This is a genomic window from Streptomyces sp. NPDC043854, from assembly GCF_056436005.1.
This window is the reverse complement of the sequence record NZ_JBWKDK010000021.1, coordinates 42,421-64,952: the sequence shown is the minus strand read 5'-3', so window position 1 is coordinate 64,952 and position 22,532 is coordinate 42,421. Positions and strand designations below refer to the sequence as shown.

Below are 22,532 nucleotides of genomic sequence, written 5' to 3'. Positions count from 1 at the left end.
CGAGGGTGCAGCACCCGTAACACTCATGTCGGGGAGTCGCAGCCGTGATAAGTCACTCACGCAGGCACTGCGTAGTCGAACTGCAGGCCTTGCCGTCCCGGATCGGCCAGATCCGGAGGATCGTTTCCGCGCAATTGCGCCACTGGCAACTGGATCCGCTCATAGACCGGGCTGCGCTCGGTGTGACGGAGCTCCTCAGCAACGTCCACCGGCACGCGCAGCCGGACAAGAGATGCACGGTCGAGATCGAGCTGCGGCTGGGGCGGCTCACGGTCTCGGTGTACGACAGCGATCCGCGGCTCCCCGTCCGCCGGGCGGCGTTCGCGGAGCCACCGGACGCACGGCACGCAGCCCAGAACGCCCCCGACACCCCGAACGGGCGCGACCTGGCACACCTGCGGGACCTGGCGCACCTGCCTGACCTGCCGGGCCTGCTCGACACCCTGGAGACCTGCGGGCGCGGCCTCGCCCTCGTCGAGGCGGTCAGCGAGGCCTGGGGGGCCCGGCCCCAGGGGGACGGCCCCGGCAAGGTGGTGTGGTTCTCGCTCCGGGCCGCCCCCGCGACGCCGACCCGCCCGCGCCCCGTACGCAGCCGTTCCACGCCCGTACGAGAGCCCGCCCCGGCCGTGTCCCTCGCCGTGGTCCCGGACCCCGAACCGGTGGGCCTGTCGGCGGCCGCCACCACCGCGATCAGGCCCGGCTGACACCCCCGCCGCCCTGCTCCCTGACCGGGAGCCCGACAGCAGCGGCGGCACGGCGGCCCAGGGGGCTCGGGGCGGCACAGCACGCCCCCGCCCCCACCGGCCCGCCCCCGGCCGCGCGGCACCCCCGGCGCCCCGGCGGCCCCAGCGCCCGGCGGCCCTGGCGCCCCGGCTACGCGGCGGCCCCGAGCGCCCCCAGCGGGTCGTCCAGCACCGGCTGCCAGGCCAGCTCCGCCGCCCCCACCAGGCTGTTGTGGTCCAGCGTGCACGGCAGGATCGGCACTCCCCCGCTGCGCCCCCACAGGCTCCGGTCGGCGACCACGGCCCGCAGCCGCTCCGGGTCCGCGTAGAGCAGCTCCCGGTGCAGCCCGCCCAGGATGATCCGGTCCGGGTTCAGGATGTTCACCAGGCCCGCGAGGCCCAGGCCGAGCCGGTCGATGAGCTCCTCCGCAGCCGCCCGTACCGCGGGCTGCGCGTACTCCTCGCGCAGCAGGTCGCGGGCCTGCTGCAGCAGCGACACCTCCGGCCCCGGCGTACGGCCCGCCGCCGTGAGGAACGCCAGCGGGTCCGCCTCCACGTCCAGGCAGCCGCGGCCGCCGCAGTGGCAGGCCCGCCCCTCCGGGTTGACGGTCAGGTGGCCGACCTCCAGGGCCAGGCCGGAACTCCCGCTGTGCAGACGGCCGTCCAGGACGAGCGCCCCGCCCACCCCGCGGTGCCCGGTCGCCACGCACAGCAGGTGCTGGGCGCTGCGGCCCGCGCCGTGCCGGTGCTCGGCCAGCGCGGCGAGGTTGACGTCGTTGCCGGCCAGGGCCGGGCCGTCGATGCCGGCGGCCTTCACGCACTGCTCGAAGATGGCCCGTACCGGAGAACCTGCCGGCCAGGCCAGGTGCAGCGGGTTGAGCGCCGTACCGTCCGGCTCGGCGACGGCCGACGGAACCGCGAGCCCGGCGCCGATGCAGCGGCGCCCGGTCTCGGCGAGCAGCGCGGTGCCGGCTTCCACGACCGCGCCCAGCACCTGCGCCGGATCCTCCGACACGGTGATCTTGCCGGGGGCGGTGGCCACGATCCGGCCGCCGAGACCGACGAGGGCGGCCCGGAAGCCGTCCGGGTGCACCTGTGCGGCCAGGGCGACGGGGCCGTTCTCGTCGATGGCGAGCCGGTGCGAGGGACGCCCCTGGGCGCCGCCCGCCCGGCCGGGGCTGGAGTCGACGCGGATCAGCCCGAGCGCCTCCAGTTCGGCCGCGACGGCCCCCGCGGTGGCGCGGGTGACGCCGAGCTCGGCCGTCAGGACCGCTCGGGTCGGGGCCCGACCGGTGTGGACGAGCTCCAGTGCCGGGCCGAGGGCGCCGCGGCCGCGCTCCAGCCTGGTCTTCGCCGATGCCGCGGCTGCCGTGGACGCCGTCGTCCCGTCCCCCACCCGCCGCGGGGCCCCGTTGCCGTTCATGACAGCGATCCTCGCATGATCCGCGGGCTGCGCGGCGCCGCCGGTCGATCACCGGTCGATCACCGGTCGGTCCCGGCCACAGGCCGACCGGTACCCGGTACGCCGCCCGTCAGTCCGGGGGCAGCTCCAGCCCGCCGACCCGCAGCGTGATGTTCAGCCTCCCGGTCAGCCCGAGCCAGGGCGGGGAGGTCCCGGGCAGTACCTTCGGCACCCCGTGGTAGGCCGTCCTGGCCGGGCCGCCGAAGACGAACAGGTCCCCGCTGCACAGCCGTACGTCCTGGTAGGGGCGGCCCCGCGACTCCGTGTTGCCGAAGCGGAAGACGCACGTGTCGCCGAGGCTGAGGGAGACGACGGGCGCCGGGGACTTCTCCTCGGCGTCGCGGTGCATGCCCATGTGCGCGTCCCCGCCGTAGAAGTTGATCAGCGCAATGTCATAGGCGGCACCCGCCGGAAGCCCACCCCGTCCGGCACCGTACGCAGCGAGCACCGCCTCCCGCCCCAGCTCGGCCAGCCAGTCGGGCATCGGCTTGACGGGGGCTCCGTCCCCGTCGACGGCGGTGCGGGCGTACCCGTACGGATACCAGTGCAGGCCCAGGCACACCTGGCGGGCGGTCATCGTCCCGCCGCCCGGCGTCCGGACCGTGCGCAGGCCGGCGGGCGGGCGCGCCCACACCCGGCACGCGGCCAGCAGCTCCCGCTGGCGCTCCGGGCCGAGCCAGCCGGGCACGTGCACCGCGCCGGGGGCGATCTCGGCCCGCTCGCGCGGGAAGAGTTCCCCGTTCATGGCCCCATTGTCCCGGCTCGGCTGGGACACTGCCCGCATGAAGATCACCGAATACGTCGAGACCCTGGAGCGGGAAGGCGAGCTGCTCGCCGAGACGGCCGAACGGGCCGGCATGGACACCATCGTTCCCAGCTGCCCCACCTGGCGCATCACCGATCTGCTGCGGCACACGGGGGCGGTGCACCGGTGGGCGGCCTCGTTCGTCCAGGACGCGGTCGTGGAGCCGACCCCGATCCCCGACGGGCCCGAGCTCGTCGGCGCCGAGCTGCTGGCCTGGTTCCGGGAGGGGCACGCGGCGCTGGTCCGGACGCTGACCGAGGCGCCGGCCGACGTGCAGTGCTGGACGTTCCTGCCGACGGCCCCGCCGTCGCCGCTGGCGTTCTGGGCGCGGCGGCAGGCGCACGAGACGACCGTCCACCGCATGGACGCGGAGACGGCGCTCGGCACGGCCTTCGCCCCGGTGGCCCCGGAGTTCGCCGAGGACGGCGTGGACGAGCTGCTGACCGGCTTCCACGCGCGGCCGCGCAGCCGGGTGCGGACCGAGCAGCCGCAGGTGCTGCGGATCCGGGCCGCCGACACGGGCGCGGTGTGGAGCGTGCACCTGTCGCAGGAGCCGCCCCGCGCGGTGCTCGGCGACGCGGGCCCGGCGGACTGCGAGGTGACGGGCGAGGCGGCCTGGCTGTACGCGGCCCTGTGGAACCGCCTCCCGCTGACCGGCCCCGGCGTGACGGGCGACGAGGCGCTGGCCCGCCTCTGGGCGGAGACGGCCGGCATCTGACACACCTGTCCGACGGCACGGCAACGAGGCGGCGAGGCGGCGAGGCGGCGACGAAAAGACACCTTGTAACGATGTGCGACCCACACGACACTGCACGTATGGACCAGCACACGGGACGGCGTACGCAGGCAGACCGCGACGCGATCACCATCGAGATCGGCTACGCCTTCGTCAGCGCGTGCTTCGCCGCCGCCCTGGTGTTGGGCGCTGTGTACGGACCCGCCCTGGCCTTCGACCTCTCCCCCACCGCCGAGAGGGCCCTGGCCGTGGCGGGCTGGCTGCTGGCCGCGGTGGTGTTCGTACTCCGCGTCACCCACCTGCTGTGGCGCTTCGCCCGCCGCCCGGAGAACGACGGCCGATGACCCGGGCGCAGCCGCCCCCGACGGGGGCGGCTGCGTTCATGCAGCGGCCAGCCCGACCCCGTGGGCCAGTTGCCCGGCCGCATGCGAGAAGAACGCCTCGCGCTCCTCGACGACCCGGTTGAACTGGCCGAACAGTTCGAAGGAGACCAGCCCGGCCAGCTGCGCCCAGGCGGCGACCAGAGCGGCCGTACGAGGGCGAGCAGTACCTGGTGTCGGCGCGCGGCCACTCCCAGTGGGTCCGCAACATGCGGGTGGCGGGCGGCGGCGAACTGCGCGTGGGGCGCAAGGTCCGCATGTTCACGGTCACCGAACTCACCGACCCGGCGGAGAAGGCCCGCGTGCTGCGCGCCTACCTGAAGCGGTGGGGCTGGGAGGTCAACGCCTTCTTCAAGGGCGTCACCGCGGACTCCCCCGAAGCCGAACTCCAGGCAGCCTCAGCCGACCACCCCGTCTTCCGCCTGACCTCGTCCCGCTGACCCGGCACACCACCCCGGCCACGCCGACCGGCGCCACGCTGGGTGCCGACACAGCCGGCCGCGTCGGCTTGTCGCTGCGGCAGGACACTCTCCGGCCATGAGCCGCCAACTCGGCCGCGTCAGAGCGCTTTCCCCCGGGTCGGCGACTGGGCCGCGGCGAACAGCGTCGAACTGGCCGGCACACCCGCCAACGGCTCGTGGCTGAACCGCAATCGAGGCCCGGTTCACCGCCCTGCGCTAGTTCGCGCTGTACGGCGCCGGCCATCCCGGCCACAAGGAGCAGGGCAGCATGACCCGTCGCTGCACCATCTGGCGGACAAGCACGCCGCCGACGAACGGCTACGGGCCGGGCCGCAGAGGCCCAAGCGGGCCCACGCCGACGATCGAGCGGGCCCGTAGCGGCCGAAAGGCCGAGCCTGCCCGCAATGGCGCCCGGCCCGGGCCGGCCCCAGCGGCCACCGGGCCACGGCCAGGCCCCAACTGCCGCCGGGACCGGGCCAGTCCCCGGCGGTCGCTAGGGGCGGGCCGGGCCCGTCAGCGGCCGACAGTGTCAGGCGGGGTCAGCGGGGCTGGGGCGGGCGGGGGTGCCTGTTGTCCAGGGCGTGGAGGGCCCTGCGGGCCAGGGGGTACCTGCGGACCACGTCGGCCAGCGCCGTCGCGCCCCGCGTGATCCGGGCGAACGCGCGCCACGCCGGGCGGAAGCCCGTGACCGCCGCGTGCATCAGCCCCGGCTTCGCCTCGAAAACGGTCAGCATCCGCTTGCCGACGGCCATCTCCACGCCCAGCCCGGCCTTGATGGCGAAGGCGTAGTTCAGGGCCTGGCGCCGCGCGTCCACCGCGTCCGGCGCCTCGGCGATCTTCACCGCCCATTCCCCGGCCAGCCGGCCCGAGCGCAGCGCGTACGAGATGCCCTCCCGGGTCCACGGCTCCAGCAGCCCGGCGGCGTCGCCCGCCACCAGCACCCGGCCGCGCGACAGCGGCGAATCCGGCTTGCGGCAGCGCGTCAGGTGCCCGGAGGACACGGACGGCTCGAAGCCGGCGAGCCCCAGGCGGGCGATGAAGTCCTCCAGGTACTGCTTGGTGGCGGCGCCTTCGCCCTTCGCCGAGATGACGCCGACCGTGAGCGTGTCGCCCTTGGGGAAGACCCAGCCGTAACTGCCGGGCAACGGTCCCCAGTCGAGGAGGATGCGGCCCTTCCAGTCCTCGGCCACCGTCTGCGGAACCGGGATCTCCGCCTCCAGGCCGAGGTCCACCTGGTCCATTTCGACGCCGACGTGCGCGCCGATCCGGCTGGCGCTGCCGTCCGCGCCGACCACGGCCCGGGCCAGGAGCGTCTCGCCGTCCGCGAGCACCACGGCGACCGTGCGCCGGTCCGGCACTGCCGCCCCGTGCTGCTCGACGCGGGCGACGGCCGTGCCCGTACGCACCGTCGCGCCCGCCTTTTCCGCCTCAGCGACCAGCCCGGCGTCGAACTCCGGCCGGTTGATGAGCCCGAACAGCATGTGCTTCGACCGGCGCGTGCGGGTCAGCTTGCCGTTCAAGGTGAACGTGACCGCGTGGATCCGGTCCTTCAGTGGCAGTTGGAAGCCGGGTGGCAGGGCGTCACGCGACGGCCCGATGATCCCGCCGCCGCACGTCTTGTACCGGGGCAGCTCGGCCTTCTCGAGCAGCAGCACCCGCCGCCCCGCGCTCGCTGCCGCATGGGCCGCCGAGGCGCCGGCCGGCCCGGCGCCGACCACGACCACGTCCCACACTTCGCCGGTCCCCCCGGCCACCATGTCCCCCGCCCCCTCAGCGGACTGCCCTGCTGCGTCGCGTACGTCGTCGTCGCTGCTCACGATGTGCTGCTGCTCCTGATCATGGGTTGCTCCGATGCCGGGGAAATCCTACGGCGCGTGTCCGGCCCGCCCTGCTGTGCGAGGATCGGACTGCCCTGCGCCGTGCCCGGCCGCCGAACCCGGAGGACCGGATCCGGCACACGCCCACCAGGTGGATGCCGGCAGGCGTACACGTGACACAACGTCGCACCCAGGAGGAGCGTGCCCATGTCCCAGAATCCGATCGCCGAGACCATCGCCTCGCTGATGCCCCGCGCCAAGCAGGAGCTGACGGAGCTGGTGGCTTTCCAGTCGGTGGCGGACTGGGCGCAGTTCCCCCGGAGCGAGTGCGAGGGGGCGGCGAACTGGGTGGCCGACGCGCTGCGCGCCGAGGGCTTCCAGGACGTGGCCCTGCTCGACACCCCCGACGGCACCCAGTCGGTGTACGGCTTCCTGCCCGGCCCGGAGGGCGCGCCGACCGTGCTGCTGTACGCGCACTACGACGTGCAGCCCCCGCTGGACGACGACGCCTGGACGTCTCCCGCCTTCGAGCTGACCGAGCGGGACGGCCGCTGGTACGGCCGGGGCACCGCGGACTGCAAGGGCGGTTTCATCATGCACCTGCTCGCGCTGCGCGCGCTGAAGGCCAACGGCGGCATCCCCGTGAGCGTGAAGGTGATCGTCGAGGGCTCGGAGGAGCAGGGCACCGGCGGCCTCCAGCAGTACGCGGAGGCGAACCCGGAGCTGCTGGCCGCGGACACCATCGTCATCGGCGACGCGGGCAACTTCCGCCTGGGCCTGCCGACGGTGACGGCCACGCTGCGCGGCATGTGCCTGCTGAAGGTGAAGATCGACACGCTGGGCGGCAACCTGCACTCCGGTCTGTTCGGCGGCGTCGCCCCCGACGCCCTGGCCGCGCTGATCCGGCTGCTGGACTCGCTGCGCGCGCAGGACGGCTCGACGACCGTGGACGGCCTGGCCTCGGACGCGGTGTGGGAGGGCCTGCAGTACCCGGAGGAGGACTTCCGTGCCGACGCGAAGGTGCTGGACGGCGTCGAGCTGATCGGCGAGGGCACGATCGCGGACCGCCTGTGGGCCCGCCCCGCCGTCACCGTGCTCGGCATCGACTGCCCGCCGGTGGTCGGCGCCACCCCGTCGGTGCACGCGAGCGCGTCGGCGCTGATCAGCCTGCGCGTGCCGCCGGGCGTGGACACCTCCGAGGCCATCAAGCTGCTGGAGGCGCACCTGATGGCGCACACCCCGTGGAAGGCCCGCCTGGAGCTCGAGGTGGTCGGCCAGGGCCAGCCGTTCCAGGCGGACACGACCAGCCCGGCATACGCCTCCATGGCCGCTGCCATGCAGGTCGCGTACCCCGGCCAGGAGATGCAGGTCAGCGGCATGGGCGGCTCGATCCCCCTGTGCAACACGCTGACGTCGCTCTACCCCGAGGCGGAGATGCTGCTGATCGGCCTGAGCGAGCCGGAGGCACAGATCCACGCGGTAAACGAGAGCGTCTCCCCGGAGGAGCTGGAACGCATCGCCGTCGCCGAGGCCCACTTCCTCGTCAACTACGCCGTCTCCAAGCGCGCCTGACCACCCGGGCGGCCCGGCCCCGGCCGGGCCGCTTGCGCCACGGGCGAACTCCGCTCCCGGTGAAACCCGTTCCCCACCCGCCCGGGCCCGCCGTACGTTCGGCGCATGGACCTCATCGAGCTGACCGAACAACTCCACATGCTCCGCTTCCCGATCGGCCAGGCGTACCTGTGGCGGGACGCCGACGACTCCCTGACCCTCGTCGACGCAGGCCACACCACATCCGCCCCGGCGATCGAGGAGGCGATCCGCTCTCTCGGCCACACCCCGAACCAACTGGTCCGGATCGTCCTGACCCACTGCCACCGCGACCACGTCGGCGCAGCGGACGAACTCGCCGGGCGCTGGGGCGCGCAGGTGCTGGCCCACCGCCTGGACGCCCCGGTGATCCGGGGCGAACAACCCGTTCCGGAGCCGGTGCTGCTGGACTGGGAGATCCCGCTGTACGAGCACGGCCTCACGGTCCCCGAGGCTCCGCCGACACGAGTCGACCGCGAGGTGGAGGACGGCGACGTACTCCCGTTCGGCGACGGCGCGGTGGTGGTCCACGCCCCCGGTCACACACCGGGCAGCATCGGCATCCACCTGCCCCGCCACGGCGTGCTGTTCACGGGCGACTGCGTCGCCGGCGTCGGCCAGGTGATGCTCGGCGTGTTCAACGTGGACCGCGAGCAGGCCCAGGCGTCTTTCCGCCGCTTGGCGGCACTGGCCCCGACGGTGGCCTGCTTCGGCCACGGAGACCCCCTGACCAAGGACACAGCGTCCGTCCTCCAGGCAGCAACCACGTCCGAGCCGCTCCTCCCCTGACTCCGGCGACACCCCCCGGCCCCGGCCGCCCGCCGCGGGCAGGCGCTGGTGGTCCTGCGTACGCAGCGCCCCTGCCGGCCGCAGCACGCCCCTGCATCTCTGATGACCCCGCCCCCGAACCGGTCCCCCTGACCGTTCCTCCGGGGCTTCCCGGCTGTCTGTTGGCGTTCCGGGGCGGGTCGGTCGGTCAAGGGTGGCCGAAGGCCATCGCGCAAGCGACGCGACCGGAGGGAGCGCCCTTGAGGGACCGGCCCGCCCCGGAAGGACAATGGGCGGCCGGGAAACCCAGCTCCCATCCGCCGCCGCCCAGCCCCGCCCCCGAACCGAGGCGGAACCAGCCGCCGAACCAAGGCGGAACCAGCCTGCGAACCAAGACTCAGCCCACCCCCCGAACCAAGACTCAGCCCACCCCCCGAACCACTAGCAACCACCCCCGAACCAAGACCCAACCGGCCCCCCTGAACCAAGACCAACCCGACCCCCTGAACCAAGACCCAGCCCGACCCCCTGAACCAAGACCCAGCCCGACCCCCCGCAGCTACCCCACAGGCCGCCCCGCCTCCAGATACAACGCCCGCCCCCGCTCCCGCGCCCGCAACGCCCACCGCAGCCGCTCGTACCGCACCGGCGGCAGCAGCTCCGCCGCCTCCGCCTCCGTCACGAACCGCCAGGCCCGCAACTCCGGCCCCGGGAGCCGCAGTCGGGCCGCCGCCTCGGCGTCGAGGCGGCCCCCGTCGAAGAGCAGCCGGAGCCCGCCGTACGCCGGTCGCACCGGCGGCTCCCAGTCCACCACCAGCAGCCCGGGCAAACCATCCATCTCGATGCCGAGTTCCTCGGCGACTTCCCGGACCCCCGCCCGTGCCGGCGCCTCGCCCGCCTCGACGACCCCGCCCGGGAACTCCCAGCCCGCCTTGTACGTCGGGTCGACCAACAACACCCGGTCCTCGTCGTCGAACAGCAGCACCCCGGCCGCCACCGTCTCCCGTGTCGGCTCCGGGGTCTGCACGATGTCGCAGACCCCGGCCGCCTCCGTGCGCACGGCCTCGGCGATCCGCTCCGCCGTCTCCCGTACGCTCAGCCCGCCGTTGTCGACGACGTGCGCGTCGGCCGTGAGCCAGCCCAGCGCCTGCCGGTAGGCCGGGATGTGGTCGTACGACCACTGTCGCACCCGCAGGTCCACCTCGTGCGGCTCCCCGGGCTCCTGACGGGACGCGATCCGCTGCCGCAGGATCGTTTCCGCCGGCGCCAGCAGCACGTGCCGCACCGGGATCCGCCGCGCCGCCAGCCCGCCGAATATCTCGTCCCGGTACTCCTGCCGCAGCAGCGTCATCGGTACGACGAGCACCCCGCCCACCTCGGCGAGCATCGCGGCGGCCGTGTCCACCACCAGGCGGCGCCAGCTCGGCAGGTCCTGGTAGTCGCTCACCTCCGCGAGGCGTTTGCGCGGCAGCAGCCTGCGCAGTGCGTCGCCGACGAGTTCAGGGTCGTACAGGGTGCTGTCCGGCAGGATGCCGGTCAGTTCGCGGGCCGTGCTGGTCTTCCCGGCGCTGAATGTGCCGTTGATCCAGACAATCACGTCTATCCCTCTCCCCAGGGCTCGTCCGAAGCCCCCTGTGGCTTGCCCAGACCACCCTGCCACGGAAACCCGCGCACCGGCGCAGTGCCTGTCCTCAGAGGAGGCGGCGGCCCGGGCACACGGGGCGCTGCTCGTCAACGGATCCAGCACCGAGGACCCTGACCGGGAGCGGGAGTTGGCGCCGACGCCGGCGCTGTGCGCCCGCCGACGCCCGCGGCGGCGTCGCCCAACGCCCCGTCGGCGCGTGGCCTCCCTCAGGCGCCGGCCGTCAGCGTCGCCGACCGGCGCGGGATCGCGAAGGCGTCCAGCTCGGCGCGGGTCAGGCCGGTCAGGGCGGTGACCTCGTCGGTGCCGACGGCCCCGCAGTCCAGGCCGCGGACGAGGTACCCGGCCAGGGCTTTCGCGGTGGCGGGCTCGTCCATCACATCACCCTCGATCTTGGCGACGTACGCCTTGAGCCGCGCGGCCGCCGCTTCGAGGCCCTCCCGGTAGAAGGCGAACACGGCCGCGTAGCGGGTCGGCAGGTGGCCCGGGTGCATGTCCCAGCCCTGGTAGTAGGCGCGGGCCAGGGCCCGTCGGGTAAGGCCGTAGTGCAGCTTCCAGGCCTCGTGGACCTGCTCGGTGGTGCCGACCGGCTTGACGTTGGTCGAGCCGTCGGACACGCGTACGCCGGTGCCCGCGGCGGCGACCTGCATGATCGCCTTGGCGTGGTCGGCCGCCGGGTGGTCGCTGGACTGGTAGGCGGCGGACACCCCGACGCAGGCGCTGTAGTCGAAGGTGCCGTAGTGCAGGCCCGTGGCGCGGCCCTTGGCGGCCTCGATCATCCGGGCCACGGTGGCGGTGCCGTCGGAGGCGAGGATGGCCTGGCTGGTCTCGATCTGGATCTCGAAGCCGATCCGGCCCGGGCGCAGGCCGCGGGTGGACTCGAAGGCCTCGAGCAGCTTGACGAAGGCGCTGACCTGCTCGGCGTACGTGACCTTCGGGAGGGTGAGGACGAGGCCCTCGGGGAGGCCGCCGTGCTCCAGGAGCCCGGAGAGGAAGACGTCGGTGGTGCGGATGCCGCGGTCGCGGACGTTGGACTCCATGCACTTCATGCGGATGCCCATGTACGGGGCGTTGGTGCCGTTGGAGAAGGCTTCGGAGACGAGCCGGGCGGCGCGGGCGGCGGCCTGGTCCTCCTCCTCGTCGGAGCGGACCCCGAAGCCGTCCTCGAAGTCGACGCGGAGGTCCTCGACGGGCTCGCGCCGGAGCTTGGCGCGTACCCGCTCGTAGACGGGGCCGGCGAGCTCGTCGCCGATGCCGAGGACCTTGGCGAAGGTGGCTGCGTCCGGGGCGTGCTCGTCGAGGGCGGCGAGGGCCTGATCGCCCCAGGAGCGGATGGTGTCCGCGGCGAAGACGTCGCCGGGTACGTAGACGGTGTGGACGGGCTGGCGGGTGCCGGGGTCGCCCGGGTAGTGGCGCGCGAGTTCCGCGTCCACCGGGGCGAGGGAGGCGCTGATGCCCTCGCTGACCGCGCCTGCGAGGCTCGTCGCCACCTTCTCCTGCTGACCCATACCCACACTCTCCTCTTTCCGCTTCACGGAATCATAGATCCGCATAGCAGAATTTAGTCACGGGGTTCCGCTCCGTCAATGGTCCCGCCGGCCGGCTGCGGAAACGACTCGGGGCCGTGCGGTGAACACACCACACGGCCCCGTGACGGAGAGAAGCGCAGGTCAGCCCTTGCGCGCCTGGATCTCCTGGGTCAGCTGCGGGACGACCTCGAAGAGGTCGCCGACGACGCCGTAGTCGACGAGCTCGAAGATCGGGGCCTCGGCGTCCTTGTTGATGGCCACGATGGTCTTCGAGGTCTGCATGCCGGCCCGGTGCTGGATCGCGCCGGAGATGCCGGTGGCGATGTACAGCTGCGGGGAGACCGACTTGCCGGTCTGGCCGACCTGGTTGGTGTGCGGGTACCAGCCGGCGTCGACGGCGGCGCGGGAGGCGCCGACGGCGGCACCGAGGGAGTCGGCCAGCGCCTCGATGATCGCGAAGTTCTCGGCGCCGTTGACGCCGCGGCCGCCGGAGACCACGATCGCGGCCTCGGTCAGCTCGGGGCGGCCGGTCGACTCGCGCGGGGTGCGCGAGGTGACCTTGGTGCCGGTGGCCAGGGCGCCGAAGGTGACGGCGAGCGCCTCGACGGTGCCGGCGGCCGGGGCGGCCTCGACCGGAGCCGAGTTCGGCTTGACGGTGATGACCGGGGTGCCCTTGGAAACACGGGACTTGGTGGTGAAGGACGCGGCGAACGCGGACTGCGTCGCGACCGGACCCTCGTCACCGGCCTCCAGGTCGACGGCGTCGGTGATGATGCCGGAACCGATGCGGACGGCGAGGCGGGCCGCGATCTCCTTGCCCTCGGCGGAGGACGGGACGAGCACGGCGGCCGGGGAGACCGCGTCGTAGGCGGCCTGCAGCGCGTCCACCTTCGGTACGACGAGGTACTCGGCGAACTCGGGGGCGTCGGCGGTGAGGACCTTGACCGCGCCGTGCTCGGCGAGCGCGGCGGCGGTGTTCTCGGCACCGGCGCCGAGGGCGACGGCGACGGGCTCGCCGATGCGGCGGGCCAGGGTCAGCAGCTCGAGGGTGGGCTTGCGGACGGCGCCGTCCACGTGGTCGACGTAGACGAGGACTTCAGCCATGGGGATGCTCCTGCGAATGCGAAGTAGTCAGGGGGCGATGTGGAAGGTGCTGGCTGAAGCTCTTAGATGAACTTCTGGCCGGCCAGGAACTCGGCCAGCTGCTTGCCGCCCTCGCCCTCGTCCTTGACGATCGTGCCGGCGGTGCGCGCCGGACGCTGCGCCGCGGAGTCCACCGCGGTCCAGGCGCCCTCCAGGCCGACCTCCTCCGCCTCGATCTCGAGGTCGGACAGGTTCCAGGACTCCACCGGCTTCTTCTTGGCGGCCATGATGCCCTTGAAGGACGGGTAGCGGGCCTCGCCCGACTGGTCCGTCACGGAGACGACCGCCGGGAGGGAGGCCTCGAGCTGCTCGCTCGCGGTGTCGCCGTCGCGGCGGCCCGTCACGGTGCCGTCCTCGACCTTGACCTCGGAGAGCAGGGTGACCTGCGGGACGCCCAGGCGCTCGGCCAGGATCGCCGGGAGGACACCCATGGTGCCGTCGGTCGACGCCATGCCCGTGATGACCAGGTCGTAACCGGCCTTCTCGACGGCCTTGGCCAGCACCAGGGAGGTGCCGATGACGTCGGTGCCGTGCAGGTCGTCGTCCTCGACGTGGATGGCCTTGTCGGCACCCATGGACAGCGCCTTGCGCAGGGCGTCCTTGGCGTCCTCCGGGCCCACCGTCAGGACGGTGATCTCGGCGTCGTCGGCGTCCTCGGCGATCTGCAGCGCCTGCTCGACGGCGTACTCGTCGAGCTCCGACAGCAGACCGTCGACGTCGTCGCGGTCCACCGTCAGGTCATCGGCGAAGTGCCGGTCGCCAGTGGCGTCGGGCACGTACTTCACACAGACAACGATCCTCAGGCTCACGCCGGCTCTCCTACCGCATCGTCTTGTTTCTGATACCGCCTTATGCAGGCAGCATAGGCGCCTTGTCGGGCGGATCCCGGTCGGGGCGGCCCGCGCTCCGATCAGAATGTTACTCGCCAGTACACCGCGGGTCTCCCCCGGAGGCAAGGCCGCTGAACTGTGATCTGTCCAACGCCGCCCCAACCCGCCCCAGCAGGGACGATTCAGTCACGCAACGCGTTGAATCGCCCCTGGTGGTACAGCAGCGGACGACCCTGCCCCGTCGGGTCCCCGACCACGGCCTCCGCGATGATCACCCGGTGCTCGCCGGCCGGCACCCGTGCCACCACCCGGCACACCAGCCACGCCAGCACGCCGTCCAGCAGCGGAACCCCGTGCGGGCCCCGCGACCAGCCGGTGCCCGGACCGAACCGGTCCGCTCCGCTACGGGCGAACAGCCCCGCCAGCTCCTGCTGGTGCTCGCCGAGTATGTGCACGCCGAGATGGTCGCAGTCGCGCAGGGCGGGCCAGGTGGAGGAGCCGGTACCGGTGGTGAACGACAGCAGCGGCGGATCGGCGGAGACCGAGTTGAGCGAGGTCGCGGTGAACCCGACCGGCCGGTCGCCGTCCACGGAAGTGATCACGGCGACGCCCGCGGCGTGCTGCCTGAAGACCGAGCGCAGCAGCTCGGGCGAGCCGGGCCGGGCCGAGGCGAACGGGCCGACCGGTCCGGCAGGTCCGGCAGGTCCGGCAGGTCCGGCAGGTTCAGCCGGCCCGCGCCGGGCGGCCGCGTCGGCCGGGCCGGGCTGTGCGGGCACAGCGGGCGGCGGGGGCGGGCCGGGCCGCAGGGAGGCCGCGGACCGGGTGGGCGGGGCGGACTGGGCCGTGGAGGCCGTGGAGGCCGTCATCGGGGGGCCTTCCTTCTGTTCTGCCGCAGGGCGGCGGGCGCGAGCGCGTCGGTCATCGGGTCAGGGCGGGGTCGTTCAGTGATCCCGACAGCGCGCACTCGCATGACGGACGAGGTCCACATGGACGCGCCCGTACAGAAGGAGTTCGTACCGCATGCCGCCAGCCTGGCGATCTCCGCTGTACACAGTCAAGCGGCGGCGGGCAGATGCGAGGCGCGTCACGCTGTGTGCGGGCGCACGTACCGGCGCGCCCGTCACACCGCGGCGCCCAGAGCGGCGATCACATCGGCCTTGCGCGGCATACCCGCGGCGCGCCGGACGATCCGGCCGCCCGCGTCCAGGACGAGTACGGTCGGGGTCTTCTCGATGCCCAGGGCGCGGACCAGGTCCAGGTTCCGCTCGGCGTCGATCTCGATGTGCGCGACGCCGTCGACCATGGCAGCCACCTCCGCCAGGATCCGTCGGGTCGCCCGGCAGGGCTGGCAGAAGGCGCTGGAGAACTGCACCAGGCTCGCCCGCTCCCCCGGCTCCGCACCCAGCCGTGCGGCGTCCAGCCGCCCGGCGCCCGCCCCCTGCCCCGCCGCGTCTCCGTGCACTCCCGCTCCCACTCCCACTCCCACTCCCACTCCCACCACCGTCACCGCGTCCGTGTCCGAGTCCGCGTCCACGTCCGCGTCCACGTACTTCCGTCTGTCCGGGCGTCCGCCCGCCGTCACCGGCGGACACCGCGTCCCGCATCATTGAAGTACGTTCGTACGGCGATCCGAGCGCCCGTGGCATGCCCCGCATTCCCCGGGCGATTCCCCGCGTGACGAGAATCTCCCCGGGGACGGGCGTCTGGGCTGGCCAGCAGCCCTGGAATACGGCACGATCCCCAGTGGCCGCGTACCTACGCAGCCGTAACTTACGGCCGGGAGAACCTCCCCGGGCAGAAAGCGGGGTCTCCCCCTCATGGCTGAGCTCGTCTACCCCCCGGTGATCGGCGCCGCGCACGCGCTGTTCCGGGCGCTGGACATCCGGATCGACATGAAGGGTGCCGAGAACATCCCGCGCAAGGGCGGAGCGGTCCTGGTGTCGAACCACATCGGCTACCTGGACTTCATCTTCACCGGGCTGACGGCGCGGCCGCAGAAGCGCCTGGTGCGGTTCATGGCGAAGGAGTCGGTGTTCCGCCACAAGGTGTCGGGACCGCTGATGCGCGCCATGAAGCACATCCCGGTGGACCGGGCCCAGGGTGAGACCGCCTACCGGCACGCGCTCGACTCGCTGCGTTCCGGCGAGATCATCGGGGTGTTCCCGGAGGCGACGATCTCCCAGTCCTTCACGCTCAAGAGCTTCAAGTCGGGTGCCGCGCGGATGGCGCAGGAGGCGGGGGTCCCGCTGATCCCGGTGGCCCTGTGGGGTACGCAGCGGCTGTGGACCAAGGGCAGGCCGCGCGACCTGAAGCGCAGCCACGTCCCGGTGACGCTGCGGGTCGGCGAGCCGATCGAGGCGCCGGCCGACCAGTACGCCGGGGCGATCACGCGGCGGCTGCGGGAGCGCGTGCAGGAGCTGCTGGAGGCCGCGCAGCGCGCCTACCCGGTGGACGGGAAGGACGCCGAGGGCGCCTGGTGGCAGCCGGCGCACCTGGGCGGCTCGGCGCCGACGCCGGCCCAGGTCAAGGAAGCGGGCTGATCCGGTACCACCGGGTCGGGTGAAATCTCGGGCCCGTGCGGCCCCGCCCCCGTGGCGGGACCGCACGGGCTTTCGCATGCCGTCCGGCGGCCGCTACCGCGCGGCGTCGGACGCCTCCGCCGAACCCACAGCCTCCCCCGCCTCCCCCGCCTTCACTGCCCCTGCCACCCCCGCTGCCTCCGCCGCGTCTGCCGCCTCTGCCGCCCCCACTGCCCCTGCCGCCTCGGCGCGCTTGCGGCGGCGGTGGGCGGCGACGCGTTCGCGGGTGGCGCAGGTGCCGGAGCAGTAGCGGCGGGCACTGCCGGGGCCGCCGCCGAGGAAGAGCCGGCCGCAGCGGGCGGCTGCGCAGGCGCCCCAGACGATCCCGCCGTGCTCGGTGAGCAGTTGGGCGAGGGCCAGGGCACCGGAGGCCAGGAACCACTCGCCCCAGCCTGCCTCGTGGCCCCGGTCCACGTGCAGGTGCCAGGGGTGGCCGTCGTGCCGTGTCAGGCGGGGCCGGGAGGCGTACTGCGCGAAGAGGGCGTTGAGGGCCTCTGCCGCGCGGTCCTCGTCCGGCTCGGCGAGGACGTCCGCCATCCGCCGGGCGGCGGCGCGCAGGTCGGCGGCGGCCGCCTCGGTGAAGGCCTCGGCTGTGAGGTCGGCGGGGTTCTCCCCGTGCCGGGCGAGCAGCGCGGCGAGGCCGGCCCGCGTGAGGCCGGGGTCGGAGCGGGCCGCCTCGGCGAGGTCGACGAGCCGCCGGGCGGCCGAGAAGCCCTGTGCGGAGTCGGTCATGCCCTCGTTCCTTTCGCCGTGCATCCACATCACGTAACGTCTTGCGCGGTCATCACGTTACCCGACTGGGGGAGGGTCCGGAATGGGCGGGTTCGGGCGGTACCTGGCGGCGGCGCTGGCCGCGCGCTTCGCCTCGGAGGGCATGAGTCTGGCGGTGGTCCTGCTCGCGCTGGAGCGCACCGGGAGCGCCGCGTACGGGGCGTTCGTCCTGACGGCATGGCTGGCCCCGCACGTGGCGGCGGCCCCGCTGGCCGGAGCGGCCGCGGGCCGGGCCAGGCGGCCGCGGCTCTTCCACGTCGGCGCGCTGGCCGGGTTCACGTCCGCGGCGGCGGTGCTGGCCGTGCTGCTGGGGCGGGCGCCGCTGCCGGCGGTGCTCGCGGTGGCGGTGCTCGGCGGCAGCTGCGGGCCGATGGTGACGGGCGGGATGTCCAGCCTGGTCGCCGTGCTGGTGCCGGCGGGGGCGCGGCGCGACCGGGCGTACGGCTGGGACTCGACCACGTACAACGCGGCGGCGGTGACGGCTCCGGCTGCGGTCGGCCTGGTCACGGCGGCCGGTTCGGCGGCGCCGGCGATGGCGGTGCTCGCGCTGGCCGGCGCGCTCGCGGCGGCGCTGGCCGCGACCCTCCCGTTCGGCGGGGCCGCCCCGGCGGGGGCGCCGGCCGGGGCCGAGCGGGCCCGGGCGGGGCTGGGGGGCGGGCTGGCGGCGCTGTGGCGGATCCGGGAACTGCGGGCGATCACCTCGGCGACCACGCTGGCCTTCGTCGGGCTGGGATCCCTCACCACCACCTCGGTGCTGCTGGCCGGGCGGCTCGGCAGTCCGGGCGCCGGGGGCGTGCTGATGACGGCGTTCGCGGTGGGTGCGCTGACGGGCTCGCTGACGCTGGGCCGGCTCACGGGGGTGGACCCGGGGCGGCTGGCACGCTGGGCGATGGCGGGCACCGGGGTGGCGCTGGGCGCGGCCGCGTTCTCCCCGTCCGTGGCCGTCGGGGCGGTGCTGTTCGCGGCGGCCGGGGTGTGCGACGGGCCGCTGCTGACGGCCACGCTGCGGATCCGGGCGGACCACGCGCCGGGCGCGGTGCGGACGCAGGTGTTCACCGTGGGGGCGGGGCTCAAGATGACCGCGGCCTCGGCCGGCGCCGCCCTCGTGGGGCTGGCGGCCGACGCGCCGCCGCAGCTGCTGCTGTGCGGGGTCGCCGTACTGGTCCTCGCGTCGGCCCTGCTGCACCTGCTGGTGTCGCCGCGCGGCGCCGGGGCGGGCGCGGCCGCCGTTACAGGGCTTCCGGCAGGTTCCGCCACAGCTGCGGCCGATCGGCGGACTCCCGGAGCGCCGTGAGCACCGCCGGGTGCGGGGCGGCGTACAGCTCGGGGTAGTCGGCCTCGCCGAGCTCCGGGCGCACGGGGAAGGCGAGCCGTTCGGCGCCCAGCGAGAAGCGGGCGTCGATGCCCGGTCTGTTGCCGCGCGGGTCCTGGCGGGCCCAGGCTGCGGTGCCGGGCAGCCGGAGGGCGATCAGGCCGTGGACCAGGGGCTCGGAACCGTCGTCCTCGGTGAGGCGCTGGTAGCACAGGCCGGCCGGGATGGCACGGGCGCGCAGCAGGGCGACGAGGGCGTGGGCTTTGGCGTGGCAGATGCCGTTGCGGGTGGCGAGCACATCCGAGGCGCGCCAGGAGACGCGCAGGTCGCCGGAGTCGGCGGAGTGCGGGATGGTGTCGCGGACGAACTCGTAGGCCACGGCGGCGTATGAGTATGCGTTGCCGGTGGCGGCCCAGAGGGCGTCGGCGGTTTCCTGGACGAGCGGGTGTTCATGGTCGATGACCTCGTCCGCCGCCAAATAGGCGTCGGGATCCGGGTCGTTCGGGATCGGCTGCATGATCCGGAGCATAGGCATACCCCCGACCGCAAATCAATGAATTTGCGGTCGGGGGTATATCTATTCAGGTCGGGGGTTGGCTGGGCCGGCTAGTGGGCCAGCTCCTCCTTCAGCGCCTGGAGGAAGCCGTCGACGTCCTCCTCCGTGGTGTCGAAGCCGCACATCCAGCGGACGTGGCCGGCGGCCTCGTCCCAGAAGTAGAAGCGGTAGCGCTGCTGGAGCCGCCGCGACACCTCGTGCGGCAGCTTCGCGAACACCGCGTTCGCCTGCACCGGGTAGAGGATCTCCACGCCGTCGGTCGCGCGCACCCCTGCGGCGAGCCGCCGCGCCATCTCGTTGGCGTGCCGGGCGTTGCGCAGCCACAGGTCCTTGGCGAGCAGCGCCTCGAGCTGGACGGAGACGAAGCGCATCTTCGATGCGAGCTGCATCGACATCTTGCGGATGTGCTTCATCTGCCGGACCGCGTCCGGGTTGACCACGACCACGGCCTCGCCGAACATCATGCCGTTCTTGGTGCCGCCGTACGAGAGCACGTCGACGCCCACCGCGTTGGTGAACGTGCGCATCGGCACGTCGAGCGAGGCCGCGGCGTTGGCTATGCGGGCGCCGTCGAGGTGGACCTTCATGCCGAGCGAGTGGGCGTGCTCGCAGATCGCCCGGATCTCGTCCGGGGTGTAGACCGTGCCGAGCTCGGTGTTCTGGGTGATCGACACGACCTGCGGCATCGCCCGGTGCTCGTCCTCGAAGCCCCAGGCCTCCTGGTCGATGAGCTCGGGGGTGAGCTTGCCGTCCGGGGTCGGGACGGCCAGCAGCTTCAGGCCGGCCATCCGCTCGGGTGCGCCGCCCTCGTCCACGTTGATGTGGGCGGACTTGGCGCAGATCACCGCGCCCCAGCGGTCGGTCATGGCCTGGAGGGCCGTGACGTTCGCGCCGGTGCCGTTGAAGACCGGGAAGGCCTCCGCGTAGGGACCGAAGTGGCTGCGGATGATCTTCTGCAGGTGCTCGGTGTACTCGTCCTCGCCGTAGGCCACCTGGTGGCCGCCGTTGGCCAGGGCAAGGGCCTCCAGGATCTCCGGGTGGACCCCTGCGTAGTTGTCGCTCGCGAAACCGCGTACCGCCGGATCGTGGTGGCGGCGGGCATCGGTCTTCACGGTTGCGGAGTGAGCCACAGACGCTGTCCGTTCACATCGATGGCGGGCCGCTCCCAGACGCCGGCGATGGCCTCGGCCAGCTCCTTGACGTCGGTGAAGCCCGCGAACTTCGCATTGGGGCGCTCCGCGCGCATGGCGTCGTGCACCAGTGCCTTGATCACCAGGATCGCAGCTGCGGCGCCCGGGCCCTCCTCGCCCCCCGCCTTGCGGAAGGAGTCGGCCATGGCGAGCGTCCACGCCTCGGCGGCCGCCTTGCCGGCGTTGTACGCGGCGTTGGTCGCGACGGGCTTGTGCGCGCCGGACTGGCTGACCAGGACGTAGCGGCCCCGGTCGCTGCGCAGCAGGGCGTCGTGGAAGGCGATCGACGTGTGCTGGACGGTGCGGATCAGGAGCTTCTCCAGGAAGTCCCAGTCGCCGAGGTCGGTGTCGGTGAAGGAGGCGCTGCCGCGCCAGCCGCCGACGAGGTGGACGAGGCCGTCCACGCGGCCGAACTCCTTCTCGGTCCGCGCGGCCCACTCCTTGGTGGCGTCGAGGTCGAGCAGGTCCACCGTGTCACCGGTGACGGTGGCACCGCCGTGGGCGTAGCGTGCCGCGTCCACGGCCTCGGCCAGACGGGCCGGGTCGGCGTCGGACGCCACGACCACGGCACCGGCCTCGGCGAGGTGCAGCAGGGCTGCGCGCCCGGCGGGGCCGCCGGCGCCGGCCACGGCGACGACGGCTCCCTTCAGGCTGCCGTTGGCGTTCCCGGTCTCGTTTCCGCTGTTCATCTGTGCAGCCTCCAGTGGGCGAGTGCTCACGCGGCGGCCCGCTCGGCCGTGTCGGAGTTCTGGGCGGTGATGCCCTTGCAGGAGGCGATCACGGTCTTGAGCTTCTTGGCGAGCGCCTCATAGAACATGCTGAGCGGAAACTCGTCCGCAAGCACGTCGTCCACGAGCTTGCGCGGAGGCTGCGTCAGGTCCAGGGCGTCGGGGCCCTTCGCCCACTTGGAGCCCGGGTGCGGGGCGAGGTAGGTGGAGACCAGCTCGTAGGCCTTGAACCAGTGCACGAGCTTCGGGCGGTCGATGCCGGCCCGGTAGAGGTCCTCGATCTCGGCGCACAGCTGGTTGGTGACCTGCGGGGCGCGCACCCAGTCGATCTTCAGCTTGTTGTCCGTCCAGCGCACGACGTCGTGCTTGTGGAGGTACGCGAAGAGCAGCTGGCCGCCGAGACCGTCGTAGTTGCGGTTGCGGTCGCCCGACACCGGGAAGCGGAACATCCGGTCGAAGAGGACGGCGTACTGCACGTCACGGCCGTGCTCGTTGCCCTCCGCCTCCAGCTTCACGGCCTCCTTGAAGGCGGTGAGGTCGCAGCGCAGCTCCTCCAGGCCGTACATCCAGAACGGCTGGCGCTGCTTGATCATGAAGGGGTCGAACGGCAGGTCGCCGTGGCTGTGCGTGCGGTCGTGGACCATGTCCCACAGGACGAAGGCCTTCTCGCAGCGCTCCTGGTCCTCGACCATGCGGGCGATGTCCTCGGGCAGCTCGATGCCGAGGATGTCGACGGCGGCCTCGGTCACCTTGCGGTAGCGGGCGGCCTCACGGTCGCAGAAGATGCCGCCCCAGGTGAAGCGCTCGGGGGCCTCGCGGACGGCGATGGTCTCCGGGAAGAGGACGGCGGAGTGGGTGTCGTAGCCCGGGGTGAAGTCCTCGAAGGTGATGCCGAGGAACAGCGGGTTGTCGTACCGGGTGCGCTCCAGCTCGGAGAGCCACTCGGGCCACACCATCTTCAGGACGACGGCCTCGAAGTTGCGGTCGGGGTTGCCGTTTTGCGTGTACATGGGGAAGACGACGAGGTGCTGGAGCCCGTCGGCACGCTCGGCGGCCGGGTGGAAGGCCATCAGCGAGTCGAGGAAGTCCGGCACGCGGAAGCCCTCCGCGACCCACTTGCGCAGGTCGGCAACGAGCGCCTTGTGGTAGGCGGTGGCGTGCGGCAGGAGCGGCGAGAGCTGCTCGACGGCGGCGACCACGCGCTCGACGGCGGCCTCGGCCTGCCCGGCGGAGGGCGCACCCTCGGCCTCGAAGTCGATCGAACCGTCTTTGGACTGCCAGGGGCGGATCTCCTCCACGGCGGCCTTGAGCTCGGGCCACGCCGGGTGGTCGACCACCCGCGCATCGGCGGTTATCACGGCCCCGCCGGTACCCGGCACAAGAGTTTCCGTCATGTCACTTCCTCCACAGGAGAACCTCACGTAAAGACAGCGTATGCATGTGAGGCTGTCCCGCTCAAGAGGTTGCCCAGGAAATTATTCGGCTGTACCCCCACCGAAACCGCAATTCTT

General features: G+C 73.2%; 21 protein-coding genes and 3 pseudogenes. 9 read left to right on the top strand and 15 right to left on the bottom strand.

The annotated features are described in order from the left end of the window. The first annotated feature begins 44 nt into the window (after nt 1-44). Entirely contained in the window at nt 45-704 is a 660-nt protein-coding gene (locus AC068A_RS20355; RefSeq protein WP_478586733.1) for an ATP-binding protein, read from the top strand. A 169-nt stretch (nt 705-873) separates the two neighbouring features. On the opposite strand, the gene AC068A_RS20350 is transcribed toward AC068A_RS20355, so the two are convergent. Together AC068A_RS20350 and AC068A_RS20345 are read right to left on the bottom strand one after the other, a co-directional pair. Next, nucleotides 874-2,145, bottom strand: coding sequence for an ROK family protein (locus AC068A_RS20350; protein ID WP_478586731.1), 1,272 nt, complete (start codon nt 2,143-2,145; stop codon nt 874-876). Between the two features lie 109 nt (nt 2,146-2,254). Further along, on the bottom strand, nt 2,255-2,929 hold the full coding sequence (locus AC068A_RS20345; protein ID WP_478586729.1) for an alpha-ketoglutarate-dependent dioxygenase AlkB family protein: 675 nt from the start codon (nt 2,927-2,929) through the stop codon (nt 2,255-2,257). A 37-nt stretch (nt 2,930-2,966) separates the two neighbouring features. On the opposite strand from AC068A_RS20345, the gene AC068A_RS20340 reads away from it, so the two are divergent. Beyond that, nucleotides 2,967-3,707: a maleylpyruvate isomerase family mycothiol-dependent enzyme gene (locus tag AC068A_RS20340; RefSeq protein ID WP_478586727.1), complete on the top strand. Its 741-nt coding sequence runs from the start codon at nt 2,967-2,969 to the stop codon at nt 3,705-3,707. A gap of 98 nt (nt 3,708-3,805) precedes the next feature. Continuing rightward, nucleotides 3,806-4,069, top strand: coding sequence for a DUF6332 family protein (locus AC068A_RS20335; RefSeq protein ID WP_478586725.1), 264 nt, complete (start codon nt 3,806-3,808; stop codon nt 4,067-4,069). Between the two features lie 36 nt (nt 4,070-4,105). Here AC068A_RS20335 and AC068A_RS20330 read toward each other — a convergent pair. Then, nucleotides 4,106-4,255: pseudogene (locus AC068A_RS20330) on the bottom strand (WHG domain-containing protein); the annotation flags it as partial. A 2-nt stretch (nt 4,256-4,257) separates the two neighbouring features. Between AC068A_RS20330 and AC068A_RS20325 the strand changes: the two are divergent. After that, a pseudogene (locus tag AC068A_RS20325) lies at nt 4,258-4,545 on the top strand (PNPOx family protein); the annotation flags it as partial. Nucleotides 4,546-5,105: 560 nt separating this feature from the next. Here AC068A_RS20325 and AC068A_RS20320 read toward each other — a convergent pair. Next, nucleotides 5,106-6,323: a geranylgeranyl reductase family protein gene (locus AC068A_RS20320; protein WP_478586854.1), complete on the bottom strand. Its 1,218-nt coding sequence runs from the start codon at nt 6,321-6,323 to the stop codon at nt 5,106-5,108. A 267-nt stretch (nt 6,324-6,590) separates the two neighbouring features. Here AC068A_RS20320 and AC068A_RS20315 point away from each other — a divergent pair, with 267 nt between their 5' ends. Together AC068A_RS20315 and AC068A_RS20310 are read left to right on the top strand one after the other, a co-directional pair. Continuing rightward, nucleotides 6,591-7,955 carry a M20/M25/M40 family metallo-hydrolase gene (locus AC068A_RS20315; RefSeq protein WP_478586723.1) on the top strand — a complete coding sequence of 455 codons (1,365 nt, stop codon included), beginning with the start codon at nt 6,591-6,593 and terminating at the stop codon, nt 7,953-7,955. 105 nt (nt 7,956-8,060) lie between these two features. After that, a complete protein-coding gene (locus AC068A_RS20310; protein WP_478586721.1) occupies nt 8,061-8,762 on the top strand; it encodes an MBL fold metallo-hydrolase in 702 nt (233 codons plus the stop codon). Between the two features lie 538 nt (nt 8,763-9,300). On the opposite strand, the gene AC068A_RS20305 is transcribed toward AC068A_RS20310, so the two are convergent. Further along, nucleotides 9,301-10,338 carry an NUDIX hydrolase gene (locus AC068A_RS20305; RefSeq protein ID WP_478586719.1) on the bottom strand — a complete coding sequence of 346 codons (1,038 nt, stop codon included), beginning with the start codon at nt 10,336-10,338 and terminating at the stop codon, nt 9,301-9,303. Between the two features lie 100 nt (nt 10,339-10,438). Here AC068A_RS20305 and AC068A_RS20300 point away from each other — a divergent pair. Beyond that, nucleotides 10,439-10,546: pseudogene (locus AC068A_RS20300) on the top strand (LacI family transcriptional regulator); the annotation flags it as partial. A gap of 46 nt (nt 10,547-10,592) precedes the next feature. Here the strand turns inward: AC068A_RS20300 and AC068A_RS20295 are convergent. The 5 genes from AC068A_RS20295 to AC068A_RS20275 all read right to left on the bottom strand — a co-directional run bounded on the left by AC068A_RS20295 (nt 10,593) and on the right by AC068A_RS20275 (nt 15,347). Beyond that, nucleotides 10,593-11,891, bottom strand: a complete 1,299-nt coding sequence (locus AC068A_RS20295) for a DUF6986 family protein (RefSeq protein WP_478586717.1) — start codon at nt 11,889-11,891, stop codon at nt 10,593-10,595. Nucleotides 11,892-12,053: 162 nt separating this feature from the next. Next, nucleotides 12,054-13,016 carry an electron transfer flavoprotein subunit alpha/FixB family protein gene (locus tag AC068A_RS20290; protein ID WP_478586715.1) on the bottom strand — a complete coding sequence of 321 codons (963 nt, stop codon included), beginning with the start codon at nt 13,014-13,016 and terminating at the stop codon, nt 12,054-12,056. Between the two features lie 62 nt (nt 13,017-13,078). After that, nucleotides 13,079-13,864, bottom strand: a complete 786-nt coding sequence (locus AC068A_RS20285; RefSeq protein ID WP_478586713.1) for an electron transfer flavoprotein subunit beta/FixA family protein — start codon at nt 13,862-13,864, stop codon at nt 13,079-13,081. Nucleotides 13,865-14,067: 203 nt separating this feature from the next. After that, entirely contained in the window at nt 14,068-14,529 is a 462-nt protein-coding gene (locus tag AC068A_RS20280) for a flavin reductase family protein (protein WP_478586852.1), read from the bottom strand. Between the two features lie 476 nt (nt 14,530-15,005). After that, nucleotides 15,006-15,347 (bottom strand): thioredoxin family protein, encoded by a 342-nt coding sequence (locus AC068A_RS20275; protein ID WP_478586850.1) that lies wholly within the window; start codon nt 15,345-15,347, stop codon nt 15,006-15,008. Between the two features lie 355 nt (nt 15,348-15,702). On the opposite strand from AC068A_RS20275, the gene AC068A_RS20270 reads away from it, so the two are divergent. Next, nucleotides 15,703-16,425, top strand: a complete 723-nt coding sequence (locus AC068A_RS20270) for a lysophospholipid acyltransferase family protein (RefSeq protein WP_478586711.1) — start codon at nt 15,703-15,705, stop codon at nt 16,423-16,425. Between the two features lie 93 nt (nt 16,426-16,518). Here AC068A_RS20270 and AC068A_RS20265 read toward each other — a convergent pair whose 3' ends face one another. Further along, nucleotides 16,519-17,196 carry a CGNR zinc finger domain-containing protein gene (locus AC068A_RS20265; RefSeq protein ID WP_478586710.1) on the bottom strand — a complete coding sequence of 226 codons (678 nt, stop codon included), beginning with the start codon at nt 17,194-17,196 and terminating at the stop codon, nt 16,519-16,521. An 82-nt stretch (nt 17,197-17,278) separates the two neighbouring features. Here AC068A_RS20265 and AC068A_RS20260 point away from each other — a divergent pair, with 82 nt between their 5' ends. Beyond that, entirely contained in the window at nt 17,279-18,529 is a 1,251-nt protein-coding gene (locus tag AC068A_RS20260) for an MFS transporter (RefSeq protein ID WP_478586708.1), read from the top strand. Here the strand turns inward: AC068A_RS20260 and AC068A_RS20255 are convergent. The 4 genes from AC068A_RS20255 to AC068A_RS20240 form a co-directional block, all read right to left on the bottom strand. After that, nucleotides 18,465-19,064, bottom strand: a complete 600-nt coding sequence (locus AC068A_RS20255; RefSeq protein WP_478586706.1) for a transglutaminase-like domain-containing protein — start codon at nt 19,062-19,064, stop codon at nt 18,465-18,467. The two genes, AC068A_RS20260 and AC068A_RS20255, sit on opposite strands and share 65 nt — an antisense overlap. 89 nt (nt 19,065-19,153) lie before the next feature. Continuing rightward, on the bottom strand, nt 19,154-20,215 hold the full coding sequence (locus AC068A_RS20250) for a threonine aldolase family protein (protein ID WP_478586704.1): 1,062 nt from the start codon (nt 20,213-20,215) through the stop codon (nt 19,154-19,156). After that, the gene (locus tag AC068A_RS20245) at nt 20,212-20,982 is read right to left on the bottom strand and encodes an SDR family NAD(P)-dependent oxidoreductase (RefSeq protein WP_478586703.1); all 771 of its coding nucleotides are present in this window, start codon (nt 20,980-20,982) and stop codon (nt 20,212-20,214) included. The genes AC068A_RS20250 and AC068A_RS20245 overlap by 4 nt, the downstream gene beginning before the upstream one ends. A 26-nt stretch (nt 20,983-21,008) precedes the next feature. Continuing rightward, nucleotides 21,009-22,415: a DUF6421 family protein gene (locus AC068A_RS20240; RefSeq protein WP_478586701.1), complete on the bottom strand. Its 1,407-nt coding sequence runs from the start codon at nt 22,413-22,415 to the stop codon at nt 21,009-21,011. Between the last annotated feature and the right edge of the window lie 117 nt (nt 22,416-22,532).

Coding starts and splice junctions, on each gene's coding strand:
- AC068A_RS20240 (WP_478586701.1), bottom strand. CDS start 22,415: ATGACGGAAACTCTTGTGCCGGGTACCGGCGGGGCCGTGATAACCGCC.
- AC068A_RS20245 (WP_478586703.1), bottom strand. CDS start 20,982: ATGAACAGCGGAAACGAGACCGGGAACGCCAACGGCAGCCTGAAGGGA.
- AC068A_RS20340 (WP_478586727.1), top strand. CDS start 2,967: ATGAAGATCACCGAATACGTCGAGACCCTGGAGCGGGAAGGCGAGCTG.
- AC068A_RS20265 (WP_478586710.1), bottom strand. CDS start 17,196: ATGACCGACTCCGCACAGGGCTTCTCGGCCGCCCGGCGGCTCGTCGAC.
- AC068A_RS20335 (WP_478586725.1), top strand. CDS start 3,806: ATGGACCAGCACACGGGACGGCGTACGCAGGCAGACCGCGACGCGATC.
- AC068A_RS20295 (WP_478586717.1), bottom strand. CDS start 11,891: ATGGGTCAGCAGGAGAAGGTGGCGACGAGCCTCGCAGGCGCGGTCAGC.
- AC068A_RS20270 (WP_478586711.1), top strand. CDS start 15,703: ATGGCTGAGCTCGTCTACCCCCCGGTGATCGGCGCCGCGCACGCGCTG.
- AC068A_RS20320 (WP_478586854.1), bottom strand. CDS start 6,323: ATGGTGGCCGGGGGGACCGGCGAAGTGTGGGACGTGGTCGTGGTCGGC.
- AC068A_RS20255 (WP_478586706.1), bottom strand. CDS start 19,064: ATGCAGCCGATCCCGAACGACCCGGATCCCGACGCCTATTTGGCGGCG.
- AC068A_RS20290 (WP_478586715.1), bottom strand. CDS start 13,016: ATGGCTGAAGTCCTCGTCTACGTCGACCACGTGGACGGCGCCGTCCGC.
- AC068A_RS20310 (WP_478586721.1), top strand. CDS start 8,061: ATGGACCTCATCGAGCTGACCGAACAACTCCACATGCTCCGCTTCCCG.
- AC068A_RS20350 (WP_478586731.1), bottom strand. CDS start 2,145: ATGAACGGCAACGGGGCCCCGCGGCGGGTGGGGGACGGGACGACGGCG.
- AC068A_RS20315 (WP_478586723.1), top strand. CDS start 6,591: ATGTCCCAGAATCCGATCGCCGAGACCATCGCCTCGCTGATGCCCCGC.
- AC068A_RS20345 (WP_478586729.1), bottom strand. CDS start 2,929: ATGAACGGGGAACTCTTCCCGCGCGAGCGGGCCGAGATCGCCCCCGGC.
- AC068A_RS20260 (WP_478586708.1), top strand. CDS start 17,279: ATGGGCGGGTTCGGGCGGTACCTGGCGGCGGCGCTGGCCGCGCGCTTC.